Below are 24595 nucleotides of genomic sequence, written 5' to 3'. Positions count from 1 at the left end.
GACATGCGCAAGATTATCGTTTCTGCCGCCGCGAGCCTCTGCATTCTGACGGCCGTTCCCGCCTTTGCCGAGAACTTTGAGGTTCATATGCTTAATAAAGGCGAGGCTGGCGCGATGGTTTTTGAACCTGCCTATGTGAAGGCACAACCGGGCGATACAATCACCTTCATGCCGATTGATAAGGGCCACAATGTCGAGTCGATCAAGGATATGATCCCGGCAGGCGTTGAGCCCTTTAAAAGCAAGATCAATGAGAATTATACACTGACGGTTACCGAGCCGGGTGCCTATTTTGTCAAATGCACACCGCATTACTCAATGGGCATGGTCGCACTGATTACGATTGGTGATAATCCTAGCAATCTTGAGCAAATAGTCGCTGCGAAGAAGCCAAAGCCTGTTCAGAAACGCCTTGATACAGTGCTTGCGACCATTCACTAACGCGTTCAAATGGGTTGCTTATTAGACGGCCCATTCTATATCGGTGGTGAAGGCAATCGTCAGCCACCGATTTGGGCCTTCGCCGCCAAGAGCATCGCCAATTTCATCGCGCAATGCATCCCACTCTTCAAGCTTCTTTGCCGGTTGGCCTGCTGGCACGATGAAATAGAGTTCAATCTGTGTGCCACGCCCGACTTTGGCGACATAAGCGCGATATGATTTAAAGCCGTTGTGCTCTACGACCTGTTTCGCAACCTCATCGACGTGCTGTTTAAGATCAAGTGGTGTCACGAGCAGCATGTCGGCCAGCGCTTGTCTGATCGTTCCAATCGGCATTGGGATGATGGCAAGGCAAACCAATGCAAGCACTGCGGGATCGATATACGGTGCTATCCAGTCGAATTGTGTTCCCTGAATCGCATAGCCAATGGAGAACGCGATAAGTAACGCTGCCGTAATGCCACCTGACATAATCCATGCTTTTGCATCGAGCGCGATAAAGTCTGACTTCAGCTTACGATTGGCACGTGTTTCAAACCAAGCCATGCCGAGGCAGGCAACTAGCGCAACGATTGCGTAAAAAATCGCGTAACTGAATTCGAGATCGCGACCGCCATGCATAAGGCTGCCAATAGCATTGATAAGCGCATAGATCGCAACCCCTGTCAGCATGATCCCATTGAGGCCTAAAACCATCGGCTCGAGATGCCAGAATCCCATTGTGAAGCGATCTCGTAACTTTCCGCTCGGAGGCTCCGCTAGGGCAGATAAAGCAATCAGACGCGCGACAACAAGCGCAAGCCCGCTCATGGCGGCATCGGCAAACATGTAAACACCGTCGAAGACAATAGAAAATGAGCCAGACAAAAGGCCAAAGATGACACCGAAGCCTGCGACAAAAATAGTAACCGCTATAGATACTTGAAGAATATATTGTTCACTACGCAATTTTTACTCCTATTAGATTCATATTATTGATTGCAATATATTGCTATCATTCATTTTTTCAAAAATTATAAAGTGCTAAAAACAAATTGGCATGTTTTTTTCAAAATAATTAGTTTTCAATAAAAATGTAATTTTTAATATTAAAGGGGTGATTCATGTTTGTTAAATGCGAATATAACCGTACAGCCCGTACAAGAAATATACTTCTATTGGGGGGAGCGTACTTTATACTAGGGCTGCCTATTGGTGTTGGCTTTGCAGGCCAAGTCAGTGAAACTAAAGCTAACACTCTAGCGAGTGAAGCGGTTGATTTAGGTTGCAATGATTCTGCATCGCTACAAGAGGGATCATACGCGTTGGCAGATGGAAATTCTGCAAGGGCGCTTGGCCACTTTACCACAGCTGTTGGGGGATGTTCTCATGCTTTAGCACAAGGCGCGAGTGCTTTTGGATACAACTCTCAAGCAAACGCAGTTAATTCATCCGCTTTTGGGGCGAATGCAAAAGCAGACAGTGTCGGTGGGCTTGCGCTGGGAAGTGGAGCTTCGGTGTCTACAGATTCATATAATGCTATAGCTATAGGGACTGGTTCAAATGCGTCTAACCCAGGCAGTGTTGCGTTGGGTGCTGGCTCTCAGACTTCCGCTGCCGTAGCTACAAGTGGTACTAAACTTAATGGAGTGGATTATAACTTCGCAGGTTCTGCACCGGATAGTACAGTTTCTATTGGGGCTAAGGGCAAGGAACGAACGCTCACAAATCTTGCGGCAGGTAGAATTGGAAAGGATTCAACAGACGCAGTAAACGGCTCTGAGCTTTATGCCACCAATCAAGCAGTAACAACGGTCAATAATCAGTTCAAAACATTCGGCAGTGGTTTAGCTTCACTTCTTGGAGGCGGTTCCACTTTTAACTCTGATGGCAGTATTGGTGCTCCAACTTATAACATTGGCGGTCGAGAGTATCACAATATTGGAGACACATTCGGTGCTGTGAACCACCGTTTGGATAATTTAAGTGACAGAATGGCAGGGTTAGAGGATGTCTCAAAAAGATCAGTCAAATATGATCCTAACCCCGATGGCACGAATTCTAATAGCATAACTCCTGTAGGCGGCGATCCCAATTCACCTGTCGCAATTCATAATATTTCTGATGGTTCCGCAGATTTGGATGTAACCAATGTACGGCAGTTGAAAAAGGTGGCAGAGGACGCTCATTCATATGCTGACATTAAATCGACGGAGACGTTAAAAGACGCCAAGTCATATACGGATAATGTGTTGAAAGATATGGATCATCGAATGGATGACAAGCTATCCATGCTTTCAGGTCGTGTTGACAATGTGGAGAAGGAAGCTCGGCAAGCGGCAGCTATCGGCCTCGCTGCATCGTCCCTGCGGTATGATGATCGTCCGGGGAAATTGAGTGCGGCCATTGGTGGTGGTGCATGGCGTGGAGAGGGCGCCTTCGCTGCGGGTCTTGGCTACACCAGCGAGAACCAGCGTATTAGACTTAATGTAGCTGCAACGAATACCGGTCATCATTGGGGTATGGGTGGCGGTGTAAGCTACACATTCAACTAAAGGAGGTCGTATGTTTAAGAGAGCTGATATCTTATCGGTGTGCTTGTCGGCGTTATCAGCTCTTTTTGTCGTGGGCAACGCCTCCGCAACTGAAACGACAACGCAAGTTTCAAAAGAGACATCTTACAGAATTAAGCCATCAGATGTTCAAGTTCCGTCAGGTGTTTCTCTTGGGCAGTATCGGCGAATTATAGAGCCATTTCCAAACTGGACCTTGATTTGTGATGAAAACCTCAAAACGAAGTTGCGCATATGTAATGTAACACAGAATATTATTGATAGTAGTGGCGCCAATGTTTTTAGTTGGTCACTTGCTGCCAGTCAGAATGGACACTCTTTTTTTATTCTGCGCGCACCACCTCATTCGGGAGTGGGGAAGATGATTCATCTGGGGCTGGATGACGGTGGGAATATTGTGCATGTAAAGATAGATAAATGTGATCAAAATGTGTGTGTTGCCTATCAGAACGTTGGTCCACGTTTACGTGCAGCCATCAAAAAATCTGCTTCTGTTGGTATTATTTTTGATGATGGTTCAGTTGCTGATAATTTTGCATTTAAGACCTCATTCGCAGGTTTAGAACTTGCTCTTTCTGGGATACGTTAACGCTTTTTCTTACCGTGTCAGCAGAGAATTTCTAAAAGCCCCTTCCTGTTTGCTTGAAAGGGGCTTTTCATGTTTTTACTTCGTCTTTTGGTCTTTGACGAAAGTGCTGTCAGTTTCGCCCTTGAAAAAATCGCGGCCATAAATGAGCAGGCAGAGAACAACGCCCGTTGCAAAAGCCCAGCCAGCGCCGCGTGTTGCCAAAACCGCACCGGTAACACCGGCAATGCCGAGATCTCGCTGCGAACGGGCTTCCATCACGCCGATGCGCACCGAAACATAACCCTGAATGAGTAGTGTCAGGGTGAGTGCGACGCCCAGGATCGGCTGCACGAGCGTAACGATGGGCATCAGAAACAGGCCGGTATTGGTTCCCCAGCGGAAAGACCCTGCACCACCGAAAATCGAGTGCATAGATTTTTTACCCTTGGAGAAGCGTTCGCAGATAACGACCTGCATCGCAGCCCATACGGGTCCGCACATGGTAACATCAGGACCGAGCACAGACATGCCGGTGTTGCGCATTCCAAAAACGAGATGTGCGCGATTGGCGTTGTAGTCGATCTTTTCATCAGGGCGATGAAGCTGTGCTTCGCCGAGAATTGACTTGGTTTTCAATACGTCGCCAAAGAGAACGATGTAGGTTGCAAGCACAGTTGGCAGAGCCGTCAAGAACATCGAGAGTGGCGGCAGGCCAAGGCCAAAGATCGTATATTCGCGCCAGAGTGTCGTAAAATCAGGTGACGAGATCGTCCATTGGAATTCTGGCCATTTGGCTTCGCCGAACAATGGGGCGATAACAACGGCGAGTAGAATGCAAGGCAGAATGCCAAGCTTGCCGATCAGGCCGAAAATACCACCGTTGCGCGAGAGGCGAGCAAATTGCGGCGAGAACATCAGGTAAAAGCACAGGCCGATTGAGATTGCGATGGTGAACGGGAAAATATCGAAGTTCCCACCGATCTTGAAAACGGAAATGACCGCTGCGAAGCCTGCGCCGATGATGATACCAGATTTAATGGCTTGCGGTATGGCCGCGATAACGCGATTGGCAATACCCGTCGCGCCGATCAATATCGACAATAGCCCCAATGTCATCTGGAATGAAACAAGTGCGTGCACCCGCTCCGGACCTTCAGGGAAGGTAGCGCAATAGGCCATGATAAGCGGGACGGCTGGTGTGATCCAACCCGGAACAACCGGATCACCAAGCAGGTGATGGGTAAGGTAAAATAGGCCGTTGAGAACGACGACTGCTAGCGCCACTTCAAATGGCATGCCCAGCAGTTCTGCCATCAATGGAATGGCGGCCAGATCGACCGCACACATCAGCAAACCCTGACAATAATCAGGCCACTCGAATTTATAATGAACGAAAGGCAGACGAATTTTGAACGGTCCGGCAGGCCAATATGGCTGCTCCTGACCGTCGATGCGTTCAGTGCTCAAGATATTACTCCGAAAAAACGAAACAAAACTCCAGAAGAGCGGCACTCATGCCTGCTCTCCCGGGAGACTGTTTTTAACTATGATTGTTGGATCAGAATGCTTCGCGATAAAGTGCCAGCGCGTCAGCTTCTGTGACATCAACAGGGTTGTTACCCAGCAGACGTGTCTGAAGCATTGCATCGCGGGCAAGCGTTTCGAGGCTTTCTTCAGTGACATCAACGTCGCGCAGACGGCGTGGTGCGCCGGAGCGGTTCATCAGGTCTTCCATATAATCAACGAAGGCAGCCGAACGCTCTTTAGTTGTGCCATCCGACTTGCCAAGAAGCAGGTCTGCAAGCTCTGCGTAGAGTTCAGCAGCCCCCGCCATGTTGAAGCGCAGGACTGGTCCGAGCATCAGCGCATTCGAGAGACCGTGTGGCACATGATAATGGCCGCCGAGCGGGTAGGCGAGAGCATGAACGGCGCCAACCGGCGAGTTCGAGAAGGCCTGACCGGCATAGTTTGCGCCAAGCAGCATGGCTTCGCGGGCATGGCGATCTTTACCGTTTTCGCAGGCTGCAACGAGATTGGCCGACAGGAGTTTCAACGCTTCACGGGCAAAGGCATCAGAAAGCGGGTTTTTCTTGATGCGACTGGTGTAAGCTTCGATTGCGTGAACCATCGCATCAATGCCGGTGGCTGCGGTGTGAAGTGCTGGCAGACCGCAGGTCAGTTCGGCGTCGAGAATTACAAAGTCTGCATAGAGCTGGCGGGAAACGACACCCATCTTAGTGGTTTCGCCAGTCGTCAGGATTGTGATGTTGGTCACTTCCGACCCGGTGCCAGCTGTCGTTGGGATCTGGATCAGCGGCAGGCGCGTGCCCTGCACTTTGCCAATGCCATAAAGCTCGGACAGCTCCTGCTCGGAGACGATCAGCACCGCAGCAAGCTTGGCAATATCCATTGATGAGCCGCCGCCAAGACCAAGCACAATATCGCTGCCAGCTGCCTTCGCCTGTTCTACACATTCAAAGAGAATGGCTTCTGGCGGATCAGCAACAACGGCATCAAAAATACTGATGCTGAAGCCTGCATTTTCCAGCGAAGCGAGGGCTTCGTTGAGAACGCCAGCTTTGTGCAGGCCCTTGTCGGTTACGATGAGGATTTTACGTTCCGAAAAACGCTCGCCCAGAATTTCGCCGAGACGCTTTGCGCCCTCCCACTCGACATGCATTGAGCCGACCGTGTCGAAAGAAAATGGCTTGATACCTACAGTCATTATTTCCACCCTTGTTCATAGTTCCCAGAGCCGAGGTCTCTCATACCTCGCCGGCACAAAGGCGCTGGGTTTCACCCGGTCTGGCTTTCGCGTATTGCAAAGCCAGACCGACAGTTTCCCGATGCAGCCGGTGCACCGGTCGTCTGAAGAGATGCTTGGGAGGACCTCTTCTTAGTTGTTCAATATATTGAACAATGTTCAGGATTTAACTGATCGATACAGGATAAAACGCATTGCTGTCAAATTATCCCTTCGTTCAAGAGGCGGTGGTTTCAATCGATTCAATTCGAGGTCTGACGTGAAGGCAGCCAAGTCATTGATCTTGTTAATGCCATTTGAATGTTGGGTCTTTGATTGGAATTTATTTTCTAAATGCGGCAAAGCTGCCATCTGGCTTGATATGCTCCGCTGCCTGAAATGGCACTATATATTGTGTGCAGCGATGGCTATCTGGTTGCAGAGCTTTGGCGAATCCCACACAAGATGGGCAGTCCCTAATAGGTTCCGCCGATCTGTGGACAGAAGCGGTAGATATCCCTGCTATTCACAGGCAAGCCTCAAATTAGCCAACATTAAATAAATTTGATCCGTCTATCCGTTGACGAGTTTTTAACTTCAGATACTATATCTTGTGTTTAAGGTTCTTACGATTCGTGAGAATTGAAGCGAAGATGGGAATACGGTGCACCATATCCATGATGGATCTGGCTAAGCCGTAGCTGCCCCCGCAACTGTAAGCGGTTAGCCGATGTCCAAATGCCACTGGGTGAAACCGGGAAGGTGGGCAAAGGCGTTAAGTCGTGAGCCAGGAGACCTGCCTTGAACATGAACGTCAACGGGCGGGGTGTCGGTTGGTGCGTGATAGAATGTTGGCAAAGTTTTTGCCGCGTCTTTTGCCGCCCTGGATATCCCCTCAAAAGCTTCGGGGTGAAAAGCATGTCGAACATGAATTCAAAACTGGCCAGTTCTGGTCCGCCCTTTACGGGCTAAAGAACAGGATGCGCGCTTAGAGCGTGCTACCTCTTAATTATAGTTTTTGTCACGCGCATTTTGCAATGCGTGCGGTTTTTTGCGTCTTTGTTCCAGTTTGTAATCCTTCCCAATCTATCCCCAGTGAGGAAAAAATGAACGTCACCGTTTATAGCAAGCCAGCTTGCGTCCAGTGCACCGCCACCACCCGCGCGCTTGATCGTCAGGGCATTGAATATGCCGTCATCGACATTTCTGCAGACAGCGATGCGTATGATCTGGTTCAGGGTCTTGGCTATCGTCAGGTGCCGGTTGTTGTTGCTGGTGAATCCCACTGGGCCGGGTTCCGCCCGGATATGATCAGCTCGCTCGCATAAGCCCCAACTACTGCCGGGGTTTGTTATGGGTCAGATCGTCTATTTTTCCAGTCGTTCGGAAAACACGCATCGTTTTGTGATGCGTCTGGGGATGCGCTCAAAGCGCATTCCGCTGGAAAACCATGATGACGATGCTGGCCTGTTGCGGGTGAACGAGCCTTATGTGCTTGTGACACCAACCTATGGCGGTGGTGGTGCGAAAGGCGCTGTTCCCAAGCCGGTCATCCGCTTTCTTAACGATGTTGAGAACCGGTCGCTTATTCGCGGTGTTATCGCCGCCGGGAACAGCAATTTCGGCGAAGGCTTTGGCCTTGCAGGCAAAATAATTTCGGAAAAATGTCAGGTACCCTACCTCTATCGCTTTGAGCTGTTGGGAACGGAAGAAGACATTGACAATGTTAAAGACGGGATGGAACGATTTTGGACACGGCAGACACAACCCTGACCCGTGAGCGCGAGACGGTCGTCGCTTCGGAAAAGCAAGAGTCATCCCCAGCATCGGTTGCTGCATCGGGCAGTAAGCCGCAGAAGCCAGCAGAAACGTCGCTGGATTATCATGCGCTGAATGCCATGCTGAACCTCTATGACGATGACGGCAAGATTCAGCTGCATCGCGATCGCCAGGCCGCACAGCAATATTTCCTTCAGCACGTTAACCAGAACACGGTGTTCTTTCACAATCTGCGTGAAAAGCTCGGTTATCTGGTCGATGAAGGCTATTACGAGAGGGAAGTGCTGGATCAGTATTCCTTCAATTTTGTGCGTGATCTTTTCGATCATGCTTATGACAAGAAGTTCCGCTTCCCGACCTTCCTCGGCGCGTTCAAATATTACACCAGCTATACGCTGAAGACGTTTGACGGTAAGCGCTATCTCGAGCGCTACGAAGACCGCGTTTGTATGGTGGCGTTAGCCCTTGCCCGCGGTAACGAACAGCATGCGCGCGAAATGGTCGATGAGATTATTTCAGGCCGTTATCAGCCAGCAACGCCAACCTTCCTCAATGCGGGCAAAAAGCAGCGCGGCGAACTCGTCTCGTGCTTTCTGTTGCGTGTTGAAGACAACATGGAATCGATTGGTCGCTCCATCAATTCCGCCCTCCAGCTTTCAAAGCGCGGCGGCGGCGTGGCCCTGAGCCTGACCAATATTCGCGAAGCCGGTGCGCCGATCAAGCAAATCCAGAACCAGTCCTCCGGTATTATTCCGGTGATGAAGCTGCTCGAAGATTCATTCTCCTACGCTAATCAGCTTGGTGCGCGTCAGGGCGCGGGCGCGGTTTATCTGCACGCCCATCACCCGGATATTATGCGCTTCCTCGATACCAAGCGTGAAAATGCGGACGAAAAAATCCGCATCAAGACGCTGTCGCTTGGCGTTGTAATCCCGGACATCACGTTCGAACTCGCGAAGAACGACGAGGATATGTATCTCTTCTCGCCTTATGACGTTGAGCGCGTCTACGGCGTGCCGATGACCGAGATTTCGATCACCGAAAAATACCGCGAAATGGTCGATGACGGCCGTATTCGCAAGAAGAAGATCAACGCGCGTGACTTCTTCCAGGTGCTGGCGGAAATTCAGTTTGAATCCGGCTATCCTTATATCATGTTTGAAGACACGGTGAACCGCGCCAATCCGATTGACGGCCGCATCACGATGAGCAATCTTTGCTCGGAAATTCTTCAGGTCAGCGAAGCCAGCATCTTCAATGATGATCTGTCTTATGAGCATCTCGGCAAGGATATTTCCTGTAATCTCGGTTCGCTCAACATCGCGGCAGCTATGGACAGCCCCGATTTCGGCAAGACCATTGAAACCTCGATCCGTGCCCTGACAGCCGTTGCAGATATGAGCCATATCGGGTCGGTGCCTTCGATTGCCCGTGGCAATGACGAAAGCCATGCGATTGGCCTTGGCCAGATGAACCTGCACGGCTATCTCGCGCGCGAACGCATTTTCTATGGTTCGGAAGAAGGCATCGATTTCACCAATATCTATTTCTACACGGTGGCCTATCACGCTGTCCGCGCTTCCAACCGCATTGCGGTCGAGCAGGGCAGGTCGTTCAAGGGCTTTGAGAAATCGAAATATGCGACGGGTGAATATTTCGACAAATATACCGATCAGGTCTGGGAGCCAGCAACCGACAAGGTGCGCCAGCTCTTTGAAGATGCGGGTATTGCGATCCCGACGCAGGAAGACTGGCAGGAACTGAAAAAATCCGTCATGGAAGGCGGACTTTATAACCAGAACTTGCAGGCCGTTCCACCAACAGGCTCGATCTCCTACATCAACCACTCGACCTCTTCGATCCATCCAATCGTTTCCAAGATCGAAATTCGTAAAGAAGGCAAGATTGGCCGCGTTTATTATCCGGCTGCTTTCATGACGAATGACAATCTTGAATATTATCAGGATGCCTATGAGATTGGCCCGGAAAAGATAATCGACACCTATGCAGCGGCGACGCAACATGTCGATCAGGGTCTCTCGCTGACACTTTTCTTCCGTGATACCGCCACCACGCGCGATATCAATAAGGCGCAGATTTACGCGTGGAAGAAGGGCATCAAGACGATTTATTACATCCGCCTGCGCCAGATGGCGCTCGAAGGTACGCAGGTAGAAGGCTGCGTTTCCTGCGCCCTTTAGGATCGCGGATATTTAGGCTCTGGCGGCCTCTAAATGGCGTTGTTCTGCAAGCCGGTGCTCACGTACTTTATGTACGTTGCGCTCCGGTTCTCGAACCCCACCATTTTCGGCACGCCTTAGCCAGAATCTCACGCGATCCCAATCAAGGTAGAGACAAATGAATATGCAGTTTAAAAAAGACAATGCGAAAAAGCCGGCTGTGGTTCGCGCCATCAACTGGAACCGGATAGAAGACGATAAAGACCTCGAAGTCTGGAACCGTCTGACCGGCAATTTCTGGTTGCCGGAAAAAGTGCCGCTGTCCAACGATATTCAGTCGTGGGAAACGCTCAAAGCCGAAGAAAAGCAGCTCACCATCCGTGTGTTCACGGGCCTGACGCTTCTGGATACGATCCAGAACGCCGTCGGTGCTGTGACTCTGATGGATGACGCCTCCACGCCACATGAAGAAGCTGTTTTGTCGAACATTTCGTTTATGGAAGCGGTTCATGCGCGGTCTTACTCGTCAATCTTCTCGACGCTGTGCCTGACGCCTGACGTAGACGATGCTTATCGCTGGTCGGAAGAAAACGAATTTCTGCAAAGGAAGTCGCAGCTTATCCTGGAGAATTACAACGCCGAAGATCCGCTCAAGAAGAAGATCGCCAGCGTGTTTCTGGAAAGCTTCCTGTTCTATTCGGGCTTTTATCTGCCGATGTATTGGTCAAGCCGCGCAAAGCTCACCAACACGGCTGACCTCATTCGCCTGATCATCCGCGATGAAGCCGTTCATGGTTATTATATAGGCTATAAATATCAGCGCGCGATTGAGAAACTCGATGAAGCCAAGAAGCAGGAAATCAAGGATTTTGCCTTTGATCTGTTGCTGGAGCTTTACGACAATGAAGTGCGTTATACCGAAGCGCTTTATGACGGCGTCGGTTTGACTGAAGATGTCAAAAAGTTCCTGCATTATAATGCCAACAAGGCGCTGATGAACCTTGGTTATGAAGCCCTGTTCCCGGCGGAAGCCTGCAAGGTCAACCCGGCAATCCTCTCGGCGCTTTCGCCAAATGCCGACGAGAACCATGACTTCTTCTCGGGCTCCGGCTCTTCTTATGTGATTGGGAAGGCTGTTGCGACCGAAGACGAAGACTGGGATTTCTAAGCCTGATCTAGTTAAACCTGGAAAGCCGTATGACACCGTCATACGGCTTTTTTTGGTAAAGCTGATTCCTGCAAAGTCTGCGGCTTCTTTTCAATATGGATAATTTTGCCAACCAAAATGTTGGTTGCGCTGTGTGTTTTGTTCAATTTTACTCATATCTGTTGCCATTCATATGGAGTACCTCTAGGTACAGCTCGGGAGGAGCGTTCTCTTCTGTGATAGAAGTCAGACAAGACATTTCAGCCATAAAAATTCGGCGAAATGGGGAGTTGTATCCTGGTCTTCTTACTGTCCTTGACCTGCCTCTTCTCCCGCAAGTCCGAAAATATGAGCCGCGAGCGATAGAGCCAAGTTGAAAAATCACCACGACATTTGGGACATTGTTGACGCGAAAAGCGCTGCATATTTCGAACTGAGCGATACGGTTTGGGATAACCCTGAAACGAATTACGAAGAATATAAATCGAGCGACGCGCATGCGGCGCAGCTTGAAGCTGAAGGCTTCCGTGTTCAGCGTGGGATCGCAGGGCTACCCACAGCAGTGATGGGTGAGGCGGGCGAAGATGGTCCGGTCATCGCTATTCTTGGCGAATTTGATGCGCTTCCCGGTTTGAGCCAGTTTGCAGGTGTGGCGGAAGAGCAGCCGATTGAAGCTGGCGGCAACGGGCATGGTTGTGGCCACAATTTGCTTGGCTCCGGTTCGCTTCTGGCAGCGGCAGCAGTCAAGGATTATCTAGAAGCCCATGGTGTCAAGGGTCGGGTTCGCTATTATGGCTGCCCAGCCGAAGAAGGCGGATCGGCCAAGGGTTTTATGGTGCGCGAAGGCTTATTCGATGACGTCGATATTGTCTTCTGCTGGCATCCGGCACCATTTGCGGGTGTTAATGATCCGGTTTCACTGGCTTGCAACGAAATCAATTTCAACTTCACAGGCCGAGCAGCGCATGCTGCATCCGCTCCGCATCTGGGGCGCAGCGCGCTCGATGCCGTGGAACTGATGAATGTCGGTGTGAACTATATGCGTGAGCATATGCCATCATCCGCACGCATCCATTATGCCGTCACTGATACGGGCGGTTTTGCACCCAATGTCGTGCAGGCGAAAGCCAGCGTGCGCTATCTGATCCGTGCGCTCGATCTGCCGCAGATGCAGGTTCTGCTGGAGCGCGTCAAAAAGATCGCCGACGGTGCGGCTTTGATGACGGAAACCACGGTCAAAAGCGAGATTGTCAGCGGTGATGCCAATCTCATTGGCAATCCAGCGCTGGAACAATTGATGCAGCGAGAGCTTGATCGCCTTGGTCCGCCGGTTTTTGATGATCAGGATCGCGAAACCGCGAAGCGCTTTCAGGCAACGCTGACCAAAGAAGACATCTCCGATGCATTTCGCCGTTTTGGTGTTCAACCAAGTGCTGAAATTGCACTTTGCGAAAGTGTTTATGAGCCTTATAAGGGCGATAATTCGCTTGTTGGTTCTACAGATGTGGGCAGCGTAAGCTGGGTCGTTCCAACGGTTCAGATGCGCGGTGCAACTTGTGCAATTGGTACGCCGCTGCATTCGTGGCAGATGGTGGCACAGGGTAAATTGCCTGCGGCGCATAAGGGCATGGCGCATGCGGCGAAGATTATGGGCAGCACTGCGATAGAGTTGTTCCGCAACCCGGAGCAGATCGATAAAGCCAAGCAAGATCATGTAAAGACATTGAACGGTGCTGTTTTTGTGAATCCGATCCCTGATAATGTTCAACCTGCCTTGCCTGTTTCGGATAAGTAAGCACCAGCCTAATGAGACACCCGGCAAACAAGATGACGTTTATTTCCCTATCCCCCACACAGCCTGAGGCATTATGAAGGCTTTTCTCGATATTCTGAGCTTCGGGCCTGATGGCTGGGGCTATGTGCTGATGATGGCGGTCCTCGTCACCGTCGCGCTGTCCGTTTTGGGCTATCTGCTTGGCGCGATCATTGGCGTATTCGCAGCATGGGCCAAAATCTCCGGCGGACGCACGCTACGTGGTGTTGCAGATGCATACACCACGATCATTCGCGGCATTCCCGATCTTCTGGTGATCTATCTGTTCTATTTCGGCGGCAGTGCCGCAGTCACAGCGATTGGCCGTTTCTTTGGTGCGCAAGGTTTTATTGGCTTTCCGGCGTTTCTTGCAGGCGTTCTAGCCATCGGCATTTCCTGTGGTGCTCACCATACCGAAGTGCTGCGTGGAGCATTTCGGGCGGTATCCAAAGGTGAGCTTGAAGCAGCCTCTGCTTGCGGCATGGGACAAGCGCTCAAGTTCCGACGCATCATTGCACCGCTTGCGCTGCGCCATGCGCTGCCAGGGCTTGGCAATGTCTGGCAGGTTGCCTTGAAGGAATCGGCGCTGATCTCCGTTGTTGGTGTTGTGGACATTCTGCGTCAGGCACAGATCGGCGCTGGCTCGACTGGCTTGCCCTTTAACTTCTACCTCATAGCTGGCGCGCTTTACCTGCTGATTTCGTCGGTTTCCGGCACCATTCTGCAAAAAGCTGAGCGCCACTTTTCGCGCGGCGTCCGGAGGGCATCATGAACCTGCAGTTCTATTCAGAAGCCTTCATGCAGATGATTGGCGGCGTGCCGCTGACTCTTCAACTTGCGGTAAGCTCGATTGTCTTTGGCGCGGTTCTGGCCTTGCTTTTTGCATTGATGCGTCTTTCGGGCGTTACAGTTCTCGACTGGATCGCGCGTCTTTACGTGTTTGTCTTTCGCGGCACACCGCTGCTGGTTCAGATATTCATTATCTATTACGGCCTTAGCCAGTTTCCGGCAGTGCGCTATTCGTTCCTGTGGCCAATCTTGCGCGAACCATATTGGTGCGCAATCATTGCGCTCACCTTGAACAATGCAGCCTATGCCAGTGAAATCATCCGCGGTGGCCTTTTGTCCGTGCCAAGTGGTCAGATCGAAGCGGCCAAAGCCTGCGGTATGTCTCGCTTCACGTGTTTCCGCCGTATTGTCATGCCGCTCGCCATCCGTCAGGCGCTTCCCGGTTATGGCAATGAAATGATCTCCATGGTCAAGGCGACGTCGCTGGCCTCCATCATCACCTTGATGGAAGTAACAGGCATAGCCGCCAAGCTGATCGCAGAATCTTATCGTGCGATTGAAGTGTTCGTGATTGCGGGCGCTATCTATCTCGCCATAAATTTCATTCTGACACGTGTCCTCATGTTTGCTGAATATAAGCTCACGCCCTATCTGCGCCAGCCCGTCGTCAAAACCGCCATCGAAGGAAAATCATCGTGAGTAAACTTGTGTCTCCAATATCACCGGTGGCTCTGAAAGTCGAAAATCTGCGCAAGAGCTTCGGTGCCAACGAAGTGCTCAAGGGCATTTCTATGGAAGCGCGCGAAGGTGAAGTGATTTCGATCCTTGGATCTTCCGGCTCCGGCAAATCGACGTTCCTGCGCTGCATCAATCTGCTGGAAACGCCGACTTCTGGTACTGTGACTGTTTCGGGTGAGACTATTCGCATGGCGAAGAACTCAAAGGGCGAAGCCTATCCGGCAGACAAAAAACAGGTTTCGCGCATCCGCTCTGAACTTGGCATGGTGTTCCAGAGCTTCAATCTCTGGTCGCACAAGACCATTATCGAAAATATCATTGAAGCACCGATCTATGTGCAGGGCCGGTCGCGTGCCGAATGTGTCGAAGAAGCGGAAGCTTTGCTCGCCAAGGTTGGCATTGCGGACAAGCGCGATTTCTATCCCGCGCATTTGTCTGGTGGTCAGCAGCAGCGCGCAGCCATTGCGCGTGCGCTCGCCATGAAGCCGAAGGTTATGCTGTTTGATGAGCCGACCTCGGCGCTTGATCCGGAACTGGTCGGTGAAGTGTTGCGCGTTATGCGCGGACTTGCTGAAGAAGGACGCACCATGCTGGTCGTCACACACGAAATGGGTTTCGCCCGTGATGTGTCCAATCGCGTGGTCTTCGTGCATCAGGGATTGGTCGAAGAAGACGGAGCGCCTGAAGACGTGTTCGGAAATTCAAAATCCGAGCGTTTCCGCAAGTTTATCAGCCACGAAAATGCAGCCTGATTATTTCAAACATTGCTGATCTATGCCAAAAGGCGCGTCAGCAAATAACTGTCATAAGGTAAGTCAAATGAAGACCCCAATGAAGACTATGGGATTGTTTAAAGCCCTGTTCGTTTCGGCACTGGTTCTTACAACGGCTTCTGCACATGCAGAAGGCAAGAAGTGGGACAAGATCACAATTGCGACGGAAGGCGCTTTCCGTCCGTATAACTTCACCAAGCCAGACGGCACGCTGGATGGTTACGAAGTTGATCTCTACAAAGATCTTTGCGCACGTATGAAGGTCGAGTGCACGCTGGTTGCACAGCCTTTTGACGGCATCATTCCAGCACTCAATGCTGGCAAGTTCGATGCTATCATGGCTGGCCTTACCGCTACGCCAAAGCGCGAAGAAACCATTGATTTCACCGTTTCCTATGGCCTGACGCCGCAGACATTCGCAACACTGAAAGACAGCCCGTTTGCGAAGCTGCCACATACAGGCGAAACGCTTTATCTCGCCAAGGATGAAGCCGCTTCCCAGAAGGTGATCGATGAAGTTGCGGCTGAAATCAAGGGCCGCACTGTTGGCGTTCAGACCGCCTCGCTTGGTCTTTCACTGCTGGATAAGTATTTCAAGGATTCGACAGATATTCGTGAATACAAGACCACCGATCAACATGATCTCGATCTGAAGTCCGGTCGCGTCGATCTCGTGGTTGCGTCGCTCGCCTACCTCTCGGATGCAGCAAAGAAGCCGGGCAATGAAGACCTTGTTATGACTGGCCCCTTCTTCAAGGGCGGTATTCTCGGTCGTGGTGTGGCTGTCGGTATTCGCAAGAACGAGCCAGAACTTCAGGCGATGTTTAACGAAGCTATTGAAGCAGCCAAGGCTGATGGCACGATCAAGAAGCTTTCCGAAAAGTGGTTCGGCTTCGACGTAACGCCGTAATCTGAACGATGTAAACTTATTGAAACGCCGCCCATTGGGCGGCGTTTTACTTTGCACCCAAGAAATTGCGTTTGTAAAAATCACCTGAATATCTGAAATATTCTCATTATTTATTTCAGGTTTTGTGATGAAACGTTTTCAGCGCGTTGCTTCTGTGGTTTTTACCGGCCTTATATCCTTGGTTTTGACGGAGCACGCATTTGCTGCGGCGCATCTGTTTATTGCCACGGAGGGTTATTTTCGTCCCTACAATTTTACGCGGCCCGATGGCACCCTGGACGGCTACGAAGTTGAACTCGGCCGTTATCTCTGCCAACACATGAAAGTTGAATGCACGTTCGTAGCGCAGCCATTTGATGGCCTGATAACCGGGCTGAATGCAGGAAAATTTGATGTCATCATGGCCGCTTTGACCGCAACATCTGCGCGCGAGCAGATTATCGATTTTTCGGATTCCTACAGTCTTACGCCGCAGGCATTTGCCACGATCAAGGGAGGGCGGTATCAGAATTTGCCGCTAGCCGGCAAAACTTTGTTTCTCTCGCAAGACCCAAGCATTGCGAGAGGCACGGTGAAAGAAATACGTACCGCTATGAGCGGAGCCATTGTTGGCGTCGTTAAAGGAGCCGTAGCTGATGCCCTTGTACAGGCATATTTCCCGGATGCGTTTTCTGTACGAGAATATAGGACTGGTGAAGAAGCTCTTCTGGACTTGATGGGGGGCAGGATAGACGCAGTTGTTAATTCCCGAACATTTTTAAGCGCTACAGCTAAAATTCCAGGATATGAAAAGCTCGTGCTCACAGGGCCATACTATTTGGGTAGCATGCTTGGTCGGGGCGTCGCTGTTGGCATCAGAAAAAGCGACCTACAATTGCTTAAGGATTTTAACGAAGCCATTGGTGCTGCAAAAACGGATGGCACAATCAAACGATTGTCGATGAAATGGTTTGGGTTTGATGTGACACCATGACCATCCGTTTTGAACACTCGTTCACTGAAAACTGCGTTTCGGTGGGCGATCTGCGGTAGCCTATTGAAAAACTATATTTTACTATTTGGTTGACTATAAGTCAGAGCATTTTGACGAAAGCAGCCATTATTGTCGTATGATATTGCCCATACTGAACTTATTGCAGTGTTGACCGCCGTTACAGCGGAACAACCGCGTGTGATGACTGTGCGGCAAGGGCATGCACTGCCGTCAGGCCCATTTGAAATAGAGCACAAGTCATTACAGGCTGGGCTGCGTGCATGGGTACAAAAAGAGACAGCACATCCTGTGGGTTATCTAGAGCAGCTTTATACGTTTGCTGATCGTGATAGACATCAACCAGGTGAGCGTACGATCTCCATCAGTTACCTTGGTCTTGTTCGTGAGGGTTATACAGACGCGGATGAGGCCAGTTGGCGTGGATGGTATGATTATTTGCCTTGGGAAGACCATCGACAAGGTCGACCCGATATCTTGATCGACCTAAGTGAGGGGCTTCGTCACTGGGCGCAGCAGGCTTCGCCCGATCAGGCTTTGCAACGCTCACGCCGTATTGCTTTTTCGTTCGGGCTTGATGGTGAGGGCTGGAACGAGGATTTTGTTCTGCAGCGCTACGAGCTGCTTTACGAAGCTGGTCTTGTCCGTGAGGCTGTCGACAGTGACTTTCCCAGTGGGTTGCATATGTTTGCCGATCACCGGCGTATTCTTGCGACCTCGATTGCACGCCTCCGCGCAAAGATTAAATATCGCCCAGTGGTTTTTGAATTGATGCCGGATAGCTTCACTTTATTACAGCTTCAGAGAACCGTCGAAGCGCTTGCTGGTTTGCGCCTTCACAAACAGAATTTCAGACGATTGATTGAGCAGCAAGATTTGGTTGAAGAGACGGGGGAAAGCGATAGTGAAACTGGCGGTCGCCCCGCAAAGCTCTTTCGTTTCCGATATTCGATTGTCGAGGAGCGTGCGCTGACTGAGCGTCATCTTGCTGGCGCGAAATTACCCCTTTCACGGCATGCTTTTCAAGGGTAGGTCAATAGCTTCTAACGTTGAAGTTGATGTTTATCCGATACCACCAAATTTTCGTGAGTTTGCGGCGGGTTACAAACTAAGAAGGTTGAACAATGTTTGAGTTTGATGATCCGCGCTTTCGGCCCTTGTGGACGCGGGTTTTAATCGCGGGTAGCTGTCTTGCCTGGGCAGCATTTGAAGTTTTTATGGGAAGTATCGGTTGGGCCATGTTGTTCGGCGCACTTGGTTTGTGGGCATCTTTTCGGTTTTTCATCACCTATAATCCCGATAAGAACAAGTCGGAATAGGACATTTGCTTGCTGAGCGAGCGGTGTTTAGGGCGACACAACAAATATATCAAAACCAAAGCTGATTATGGCTCAGCCCAATGGTTTAAAATTAACGACAACTTCTCAAAGCGTATTGAAATCCTCATGCGCTGAGATGTTATAATCGACATGTTTTTCCATAAAATATGATGCACTCGATGATTTTGTGACTCGTTTTCAGTCTCAATGTGGTTTCCGCTTGCGAAAATGACGTCGCATGTCGGTAATTAACATGATTTTAAAACACGAGATCACATTTCAATCGTTATAATGTTATTGGGATTATTGTTATGATCTCAAAACGGTGTTACGTCCGGCATGTCTCAGCCCAATAAGGCGTGTCTTAAAGACATGCGTATGGAGATTACCAGTAAATGAGTTCAGCTTCCCCCGCTTTTAACAAAATACAGCGTGCAAAATGCATGCCGCAAACGCAGCTTCTTCGGGAGCAGGGCGAATGACAATGGTAGGTAATTACGCGCCGCTTGTTTTGGCTGGCGACACAGATGTTAATAATTTCCAATCTGTTGGCGAATATCTTGATACTTGGGCAGCCCAAGATCACTTGCGTCTCGCGACAAGCAATGTCGTCAAGGCAATTCTGGCTGGATCAGGTCGTCTCGCTGGTCGCATCGCGCGGGGCTCGCTTCCGGGTAATCCGGGTAAGTTGGTTGGCGTTAACAGCGATTCTGATCAGCAGAAGAGCATCGATGTTGGCTCACATAATCTCTTTGTAGAATTGCTGATTGCGGCAGGCGCTGCATCGGTGCTGTCCGAAGAGGCAGAGCTTCCGGTTCCGGGCAAAGCTGATGGTCTGGTTGCTGTCGCAATCGACCCGCTTGATGGCTCAGGCAATGTTGGCCTCGGTGCGCCACTTGGCACCATTTTCTCGATTTTTCCTGCTGATGTTGATGAGCCGTTTTTGCAGCCGGGCAATCGCCAGTTGGCAGCAGGTTATGTCTCGTTCGGCAACTCGATTGATCTTGCGCTTTCGGTTGGTGAAGGCGTGATCTTTGCAACGCTTGATCCTGTCAGCGGTATATTCCAGATCACCCGCAAGAATGTGACTCTTCCTGAGCGCACGTCCGATCTCGCCTATAACGCATCCGTTTATCGTCATCTCTCGGCTGGCATGAAGGCCTATGTCGATGATTGCTACAACGGCAAAGACGGTCCGCGCGGACGCAATTTCAATATGCGCTGGTTGGGTGCAGCTGTCGGCGACATGCATCGCATCATGCAACGCGGTGGTATCTTCTTCTACGTAGACGATGCGCGCCCCGGCTATGAAAAAGGCCGTCTGCGTCTCGTTTATGAAGCCAATCCAATTGCTTTCCTCAGCCAGCAGGCTGGTGGCAAGGCGACCAACGGTTCCACACCGATCCTCGATATCGTTCCCGAAACCTATCACGAGCGCAGCGCGCTGGTGTTTGGCGTTGCGGAAGAAGTCGATGTGCTCGGCGAATATTACGCGCGTTCGCTCTAGTTCTTTATTTCTACGCATGTCGTCATCGGAAAACCGGTTCCCACTTTTCCGCGACATGCTCTAATCAGGAGGAAACTCATATGGCACGTATCACGCTACGTCAATTGCTCGACCACGCTGCTGAACATAGCTATGGTGTTCCGGCTTTCAACATCAACAATATGGAGCAGGCGCTGGCCATTATGGAAGCCGCCGATGCGACAAATGCGCCGGTGATCCTGCAGGCTTCGCGCGGCGCGCGTTCCTATGCAAATGATATCATGCTGCGCCACATGATGGATGCGGTCACGGAAATCTACCCGCATATCCCTGTTTGCGTGCACCTGGATCATGGCAATGAAGCAGCTACCTGCATGACCGCAATTCAGGCAGGCTTTACCTCCGTCATGATGGACGGCTCACTGAAAGCTGACGGCAAGACGCCTGCTGACTGGGACTACAACGTCTCCGTTACGCGTCAGGTCAGTGAAATGTCCCATCTTGGCGGCATTTCCGTCGAAGGTGAGCTTGGTGTTCTTGGTTCGCTCGAAACCGGTATGGGCGAAGCAGAAGACGGTCATGGTGCAGAAGGTCAACTCTCGCATGACCAGCTTTTGACTGATCCTGATGAGGCCGTGAAATTTGTGCGTGAAACCAAGGTTGATGCGCTTGCAATTGCTATGGGCACCTCGCATGGCGCTTACAAGTTCAGCCGCAAGCCTGATGGTTCCGTGCTTGCCATGAACGTGATTGAAGAAATTCATCGCAAGCTGCCAAATACGCATCTTGTTATGCATGGCTCGTCTTCGGTGCCGGAGGATTTGCAGGAAATTATCAACAAGTACGGCGGCAAGATGAAGCCAACATGGGGTGTGCCTGTTGAAGAAATCCAGCGCGGTATCAAGCATGGCGTGCGCAAGATTAACATCGATACCGATAACCGCATGGCGCTGACGGGCCAGATCCGCCGCGTGTTGCAGGAAGACCCAAGCGAGTTCGACCCGCGCAAATATCTCAAGCCTGCAATGGCTGCGATGACCAAGCTCTGCAAGGATCGCTTTGAGCAGTTCGGTACCGCTGGCCATGCCCAATCTATTCGTCCGATCCCGCTATCGGATATGGCTAAGCGCTATCGCGATGGTTCGCTGGACCCAAAGTTCAGCTAAAAGCTGAGTAAGACCTTAATAAAAAAGCGGCGGGTTTCCCCGCCGCTTTTTTGTTTTCAAGAGATTAGGCGATCAGCACTTGTTGTACTTGGCGTCAACTTCGTTGATCGCGTCAACGTTGCCAGCCGAACGACCGTTTTCGTCAAAGGTCTGTGCAAGGAACGCATCAGCAATGGTCTTTGCAACTTCCGAACCGATAACGCGTGCGCCCATGGTGATGATCTGCGCGTTGTTGGAGAGCGCTGCACGCTCTGCCGAATAGGTGTCATGCGTCAATGCTGCGCGGATGCCCGGAACCTTGTTGGCCGCAATGCAAACGCCGATGCCGGTGCCGCAAACCAGAATGGCGCGGTCATAGGTGCCGTCGAGAACGGCGGATGCAACGCGGTCCGAGAGGTTTGCGTAGAATGCGTCTGCGCCAGCGTCCGTGCGGGAGATTTCGGACACTTCAAAACGATCCTTCAGATAATCTGCAAGAACCTTGGCCAGACCTTCGCCAGCGCTATCGCCTGCTACTGCTACTTTCATGATAATGCTCCTTAATTAGCTTTGATGGTTTTGGCGCATTTGTCCAAAATGTCGAGATAGCCTTCCACGTTCCATGCCGAACGACCAATGAACAGGCCGTCGATATGCGGGCAGGCGATGAGTTCTTCGCAATTGCCGGGATTGACCGAGCCGCCATAAAGGCAAGGCACGCGACGGCCAAGGATGCCTTCAGCAACAGCAATAATTTCAGCCTGACGGGCATCGGCATATTCTGCTGAAGCAGGAATGCCGTTTTCGCCAATCGCCCAGACAGGTTCATAGGCAAACAGGATTTCGGCTTTTTTCTGTTCGCCCGAAAGCTTGGAAAGTGCGCCGCGCACCTCTTCAGCAAGCACTTCCGCAGCGCGTCCGCTTTCGCGATCTTCGAGCGTTTCGCCAATGCAGATCAGCGGGATCAGACCGTGACGAACGGCTGCTTCAACCTTGAGTCCAACAGTTTCGTTGGTTTCGCCAAAGTTTGCGCGGCGTTCGGAGTGGCCAAGCTCAACGATGTCGAGATTGCAATCTTTGAGCATCAACGGCGAAATTTCGCCGGTCCATGCGCCCTGATCAGCCCAGTGCATGTTCTGCGCGCCAACTTTGACTGATGTATCGGCCAGGATGTCTTTGACTTCACGAACATAGGTAAAGGGTGGAATGACAAAGCGCTGAATATCCGCTGAACGATCACCATCGGCTTCTTTCAGCTTTTCTGCAAAAACGCGGGCATCGGCCAGCGTCTTGTTCATTTTCCAGCTCGTACCTACCCAGAATTTGGACATGCTCGAATGCTCTTTCTGCTTGTGTAAATGTGGTTTCGCAGAAACTATTCTGCGATTGTTAGTTTGATGCCGGCTGGCTCCAGATCGGCGACGAGTGCATCACCGGGAGACTGATCGGTGATGATGGCATCAAAGTCGCCGAGATCGGCCATGACATGAAGTGCTGTCCGTCTAAAACGCTGATGATTGACCAGCAGGCAGGTGCGTGTTGCCGATGCAGTCATGGCGCGCTTGGTGCGCACGACGTTTTCATCCATGTGATAGACGAGGCGTCCGTTGACGGCGGGCGCGGAAATAAAGGCAAAATCTGCACTGAGCTTGGAGAGCGCTTCTTCGGTCAGCAGACCAAAGAAAGCATTAAACTTTGCAGAGAAAACGCCGCCCAGCGCTATCAGATTGATACCAGCTTCGCCCTTGAGGTTTTCGATGATAACGGCATTATTGGTGATCACTGTGAGCGGTCGCTTTTCAACCAGCATGCTGCCGAGAACTGCTGCAGTTGAACCGTCATTGATCATCACTGTCATGCCGGGCTCAATCAGTTCAAGGGCAGCGCGGCCCATCTGAATCTTGGCTTCGTTGTCCTGCTGTACGCGAAAACGAAAATCGCTTTCAAACTGCGAGCCGGGATCCATCGTCGCGCCACCGCGAACTTTGCGCAATACGCCGGATTCTTCGAGTGCGTCCAGATCGCGATGAATGGTCATTTTGGAAACAGCCAAACGATCAGCAAGATCATCCAGATCAACTGCATGATTTTCTATCAGCAGATTGATGATCGCCTGTCTTCTTTCGTCGCGTTTCACGAAAATTCCGATCTCAAAGCGTGGTTGCTTCTGATGCCATCTTAAATCACAAAATCACATAATAATCTATATAAAATGTTACTTTGTGATGTTTTGTTGAGTGAGGCGCGATTTACTCCACAAGAGCTTTTGCGGTGCGCTCATCAGTGATCAGCCCATAAAGACGGCCGCTTTTTAAAACCGAGCGAATAGCCTCGGCTTTTGACAGGCCGCCAGCCAAACCGATGATGCGGCTCATATCAGCGTTTTCGACGGATGCGGCGATGGTGCGGGCTGTCAGCTTAGTATCCAGTCGCGTACCATGCTTATCAAAGAAGTGGCCGAGCATTTCACCGACTGCGCCATATTCAGCAATTTCTTCCATCTCAGTCAAATCAACAACGCCCGATGTGACGAGCTGTGCGTGAGCATCAACGGTGCCAATACCGACAATTTTCAGTTCCGCGCGGCAACCCATATCGAAAACAGTTGTAACGCCCTTTTGCGCCAGCAGCACTTCGCGATCTTCTGCGGTATTGGCAAAGAAAGGCACAGGCATCACATAAGCCGGTCTGCCGGTCTTCTCAGCGATGCGGTGCATTACGTCATGCGGGTTGGCCGCAAAATTTCGGGTCAAGCCACCGAGCAGTGAAACGAACTCCAAATCCTTAGCGGTTACGCGCGGCATGTGGCTGACCGCCGCCGAAAGCGTGCGGCCATGGCCGAGGCCGATCACCTCATGGTCGCCATGTTCAATCTCACGACGCAGAAATTCCGCACCGGCATTGCCCAATGAGAGCAGGGGCAGGGCGTCTTCACCAAGATCGGGTGCAACTTCGCAATATTCGAGATTGTATTTTTCAGCGAGTTGATTTTCGAGATCGATACATTCAGAAATATCGCCATCAATGGTCACTTTGACCGCGCCATCAGCAACGGCCTTGGCGATCAATCGATGCGCTTTCACGGATGGAAGCCCGAGCCGTTTTGCAACAGCTGATTGGGTCATTCCGCCAATAAAGTGAAGCCAGGCCGCACGAAGGGCTAAGGAATCCTCTGCATCTGCCATTTTATGCTGCCTGCTCCCGATTCTTTATTGTTTTCT

At 51.0% G+C, this 24595-nt stretch carries 24 protein-coding genes and 1 riboswitch; of the genes, 17 read left to right on the top strand and 7 right to left on the bottom strand.

From position 1 onward, the window contains the following. Window positions 1-3 precede the first annotated feature (3 nt). Window positions 4-441 (top strand): pseudoazurin, encoded by a 438-nt coding sequence (locus tag U2P60_RS00600; protein WP_413570804.1) that lies wholly within the window; start codon window positions 4-6, stop codon window positions 439-441. A 21-nt stretch (window positions 442-462) separates the two neighbouring features. On the opposite strand, the gene U2P60_RS00595 is transcribed toward U2P60_RS00600, so the two are convergent. Then, window positions 463-1389 carry a cation diffusion facilitator family transporter gene (locus U2P60_RS00595; protein ID WP_413570803.1) on the bottom strand — a complete coding sequence of 309 codons (927 nt, stop codon included), beginning with the start codon at window positions 1387-1389 and terminating at the stop codon, window positions 463-465. A 155-nt stretch (window positions 1390-1544) separates the two neighbouring features. On the opposite strand from U2P60_RS00595, the gene U2P60_RS00590 reads away from it, so the two are divergent. Next, window positions 1545-2975 carry a YadA-like family protein gene (locus tag U2P60_RS00590; protein WP_413570802.1) on the top strand — a complete coding sequence of 477 codons (1431 nt, stop codon included), beginning with the start codon at window positions 1545-1547 and terminating at the stop codon, window positions 2973-2975. Window positions 2976-2985: 10 nt separating this feature from the next. Next, window positions 2986-3582, top strand: coding sequence for an invasion associated locus B family protein (locus U2P60_RS00585; protein ID WP_413570801.1), 597 nt, complete (start codon window positions 2986-2988; stop codon window positions 3580-3582). Window positions 3583-3657: 75 nt separating this feature from the next. On the opposite strand, the gene U2P60_RS00580 is transcribed toward U2P60_RS00585, so the two are convergent. Both U2P60_RS00580 and U2P60_RS00575 read right to left on the bottom strand, forming a co-directional pair. Continuing rightward, window positions 3658-5028, bottom strand: a complete 1371-nt coding sequence (locus tag U2P60_RS00580; protein ID WP_413570800.1) for a hypothetical protein — start codon at window positions 5026-5028, stop codon at window positions 3658-3660. Window positions 5029-5119: 91 nt separating this feature from the next. Continuing rightward, on the bottom strand, window positions 5120-6286 hold the full coding sequence (locus U2P60_RS00575; RefSeq protein WP_413570799.1) for an iron-containing alcohol dehydrogenase: 1167 nt from the start codon (window positions 6284-6286) through the stop codon (window positions 5120-5122). 621 nt (window positions 6287-6907) lie between these two features. After that, a riboswitch (cobalamin riboswitch) is annotated at window positions 6908-7123 on the top strand. Window positions 7124-7410: 287 nt separating this feature from the next. Here U2P60_RS00575 and nrdH point away from each other — a divergent pair. The 14 genes from nrdH (at window position 7411) to fba (ending at window position 21395) form a co-directional block, all read left to right on the top strand. Beyond that, entirely contained in the window at window positions 7411-7632 is a 222-nt protein-coding gene (gene nrdH / locus U2P60_RS00570; protein WP_250041769.1) for a glutaredoxin-like protein NrdH, read from the top strand. 25 nt (window positions 7633-7657) lie between these two features. Beyond that, the gene (nrdI, locus tag U2P60_RS00565; RefSeq protein ID WP_413570798.1) at window positions 7658-8077 is read left to right on the top strand and encodes a class Ib ribonucleoside-diphosphate reductase assembly flavoprotein NrdI; all 420 of its coding nucleotides are present in this window, start codon (window positions 7658-7660) and stop codon (window positions 8075-8077) included. A gap of 101 nt (window positions 8078-8178) precedes the next feature. Further along, on the top strand, window positions 8179-10284 hold the full coding sequence (gene nrdE / locus U2P60_RS00560) for a class 1b ribonucleoside-diphosphate reductase subunit alpha (protein ID WP_413571946.1): 2106 nt from the start codon (window positions 8179-8181) through the stop codon (window positions 10282-10284). A 157-nt stretch (window positions 10285-10441) separates the two neighbouring features. After that, a complete protein-coding gene (gene nrdF, locus U2P60_RS00555; RefSeq protein WP_313828774.1) occupies window positions 10442-11431 on the top strand; it encodes a class 1b ribonucleoside-diphosphate reductase subunit beta in 990 nt (329 codons plus the stop codon). Between the two features lie 352 nt (window positions 11432-11783). Continuing rightward, window positions 11784-13205, top strand: coding sequence for a M20 family metallopeptidase (locus U2P60_RS00550; RefSeq protein WP_413570797.1), 1422 nt, complete (start codon window positions 11784-11786; stop codon window positions 13203-13205). A gap of 73 nt (window positions 13206-13278) precedes the next feature. Further along, entirely contained in the window at window positions 13279-13995 is a 717-nt protein-coding gene (locus U2P60_RS00545) for an ABC transporter permease subunit (RefSeq protein WP_313828771.1), read from the top strand. Further along, the gene (locus tag U2P60_RS00540) at window positions 13992-14711 is read left to right on the top strand and encodes an ABC transporter permease (RefSeq protein ID WP_413570796.1); all 720 of its coding nucleotides are present in this window, start codon (window positions 13992-13994) and stop codon (window positions 14709-14711) included. Before U2P60_RS00545 ends, U2P60_RS00540 begins: the two co-directional genes overlap by 4 nt. Next, on the top strand, window positions 14708-15502 hold the full coding sequence (locus U2P60_RS00535; protein ID WP_413570795.1) for an ABC transporter ATP-binding protein: 795 nt from the start codon (window positions 14708-14710) through the stop codon (window positions 15500-15502). Before U2P60_RS00540 ends, U2P60_RS00535 begins: the two co-directional genes overlap by 4 nt. 79 nt (window positions 15503-15581) lie before the next feature. Then, the gene (locus U2P60_RS00530) at window positions 15582-16433 is read left to right on the top strand and encodes a transporter substrate-binding domain-containing protein (RefSeq protein WP_313830007.1); all 852 of its coding nucleotides are present in this window, start codon (window positions 15582-15584) and stop codon (window positions 16431-16433) included. A 127-nt stretch (window positions 16434-16560) separates the two neighbouring features. Then, the gene (locus U2P60_RS00525) at window positions 16561-17406 is read left to right on the top strand and encodes a transporter substrate-binding domain-containing protein (protein WP_413570794.1); all 846 of its coding nucleotides are present in this window, start codon (window positions 16561-16563) and stop codon (window positions 17404-17406) included. Window positions 17407-17535: 129 nt separating this feature from the next. Then, window positions 17536-18456, top strand: a complete 921-nt coding sequence (locus U2P60_RS00520; RefSeq protein WP_413570793.1) for an NUDIX hydrolase — start codon at window positions 17536-17538, stop codon at window positions 18454-18456. Between the two features lie 92 nt (window positions 18457-18548). After that, window positions 18549-18743 (top strand): DUF3329 domain-containing protein, encoded by a 195-nt coding sequence (locus U2P60_RS00515; protein ID WP_413570792.1) that lies wholly within the window; start codon window positions 18549-18551, stop codon window positions 18741-18743. 478 nt (window positions 18744-19221) lie between these two features. Continuing rightward, a complete protein-coding gene (locus U2P60_RS00510; protein ID WP_313828762.1) occupies window positions 19222-20250 on the top strand; it encodes a class 1 fructose-bisphosphatase in 1029 nt (342 codons plus the stop codon). Window positions 20251-20330: 80 nt separating this feature from the next. After that, window positions 20331-21395: a class II fructose-bisphosphate aldolase gene (gene fba, locus U2P60_RS00505; protein ID WP_064321482.1), complete on the top strand. Its 1065-nt coding sequence runs from the start codon at window positions 20331-20333 to the stop codon at window positions 21393-21395. A 72-nt stretch (window positions 21396-21467) separates the two neighbouring features. Here fba and U2P60_RS00500 read toward each other — a convergent pair whose 3' ends face one another. From U2P60_RS00500 to U2P60_RS00485, 4 genes are all read right to left on the bottom strand, one after another. Next, window positions 21468-21923: an RpiB/LacA/LacB family sugar-phosphate isomerase gene (locus U2P60_RS00500; protein ID WP_094540588.1), complete on the bottom strand. Its 456-nt coding sequence runs from the start codon at window positions 21921-21923 to the stop codon at window positions 21468-21470. An 11-nt stretch (window positions 21924-21934) separates the two neighbouring features. Then, on the bottom strand, window positions 21935-22705 hold the full coding sequence (locus tag U2P60_RS00495; protein ID WP_413570791.1) for a triose-phosphate isomerase: 771 nt from the start codon (window positions 22703-22705) through the stop codon (window positions 21935-21937). A 44-nt stretch (window positions 22706-22749) separates the two neighbouring features. Beyond that, a complete protein-coding gene (locus U2P60_RS00490) occupies window positions 22750-23511 on the bottom strand; it encodes a DeoR/GlpR family DNA-binding transcription regulator (protein ID WP_413570790.1) in 762 nt (253 codons plus the stop codon). Window positions 23512-23623: 112 nt separating this feature from the next. Further along, on the bottom strand, window positions 23624-24559 hold the full coding sequence (locus U2P60_RS00485) for a sugar-binding transcriptional regulator (protein WP_313828758.1): 936 nt from the start codon (window positions 24557-24559) through the stop codon (window positions 23624-23626). Between the last annotated feature and the right edge of the window lie 36 nt (window positions 24560-24595).

The sequence above is a fragment of the Brucella sp. H1_1004 genome, from assembly GCF_047308065.1.
Lineage (GTDB): Bacteria > Pseudomonadota > Alphaproteobacteria > Rhizobiales > Rhizobiaceae > Brucella > Brucella pseudogrignonensis_B.
The sequence above is the reverse complement of the archived record's forward strand: the minus strand, read 5'-3'. Positions and strand labels throughout refer to the sequence as shown.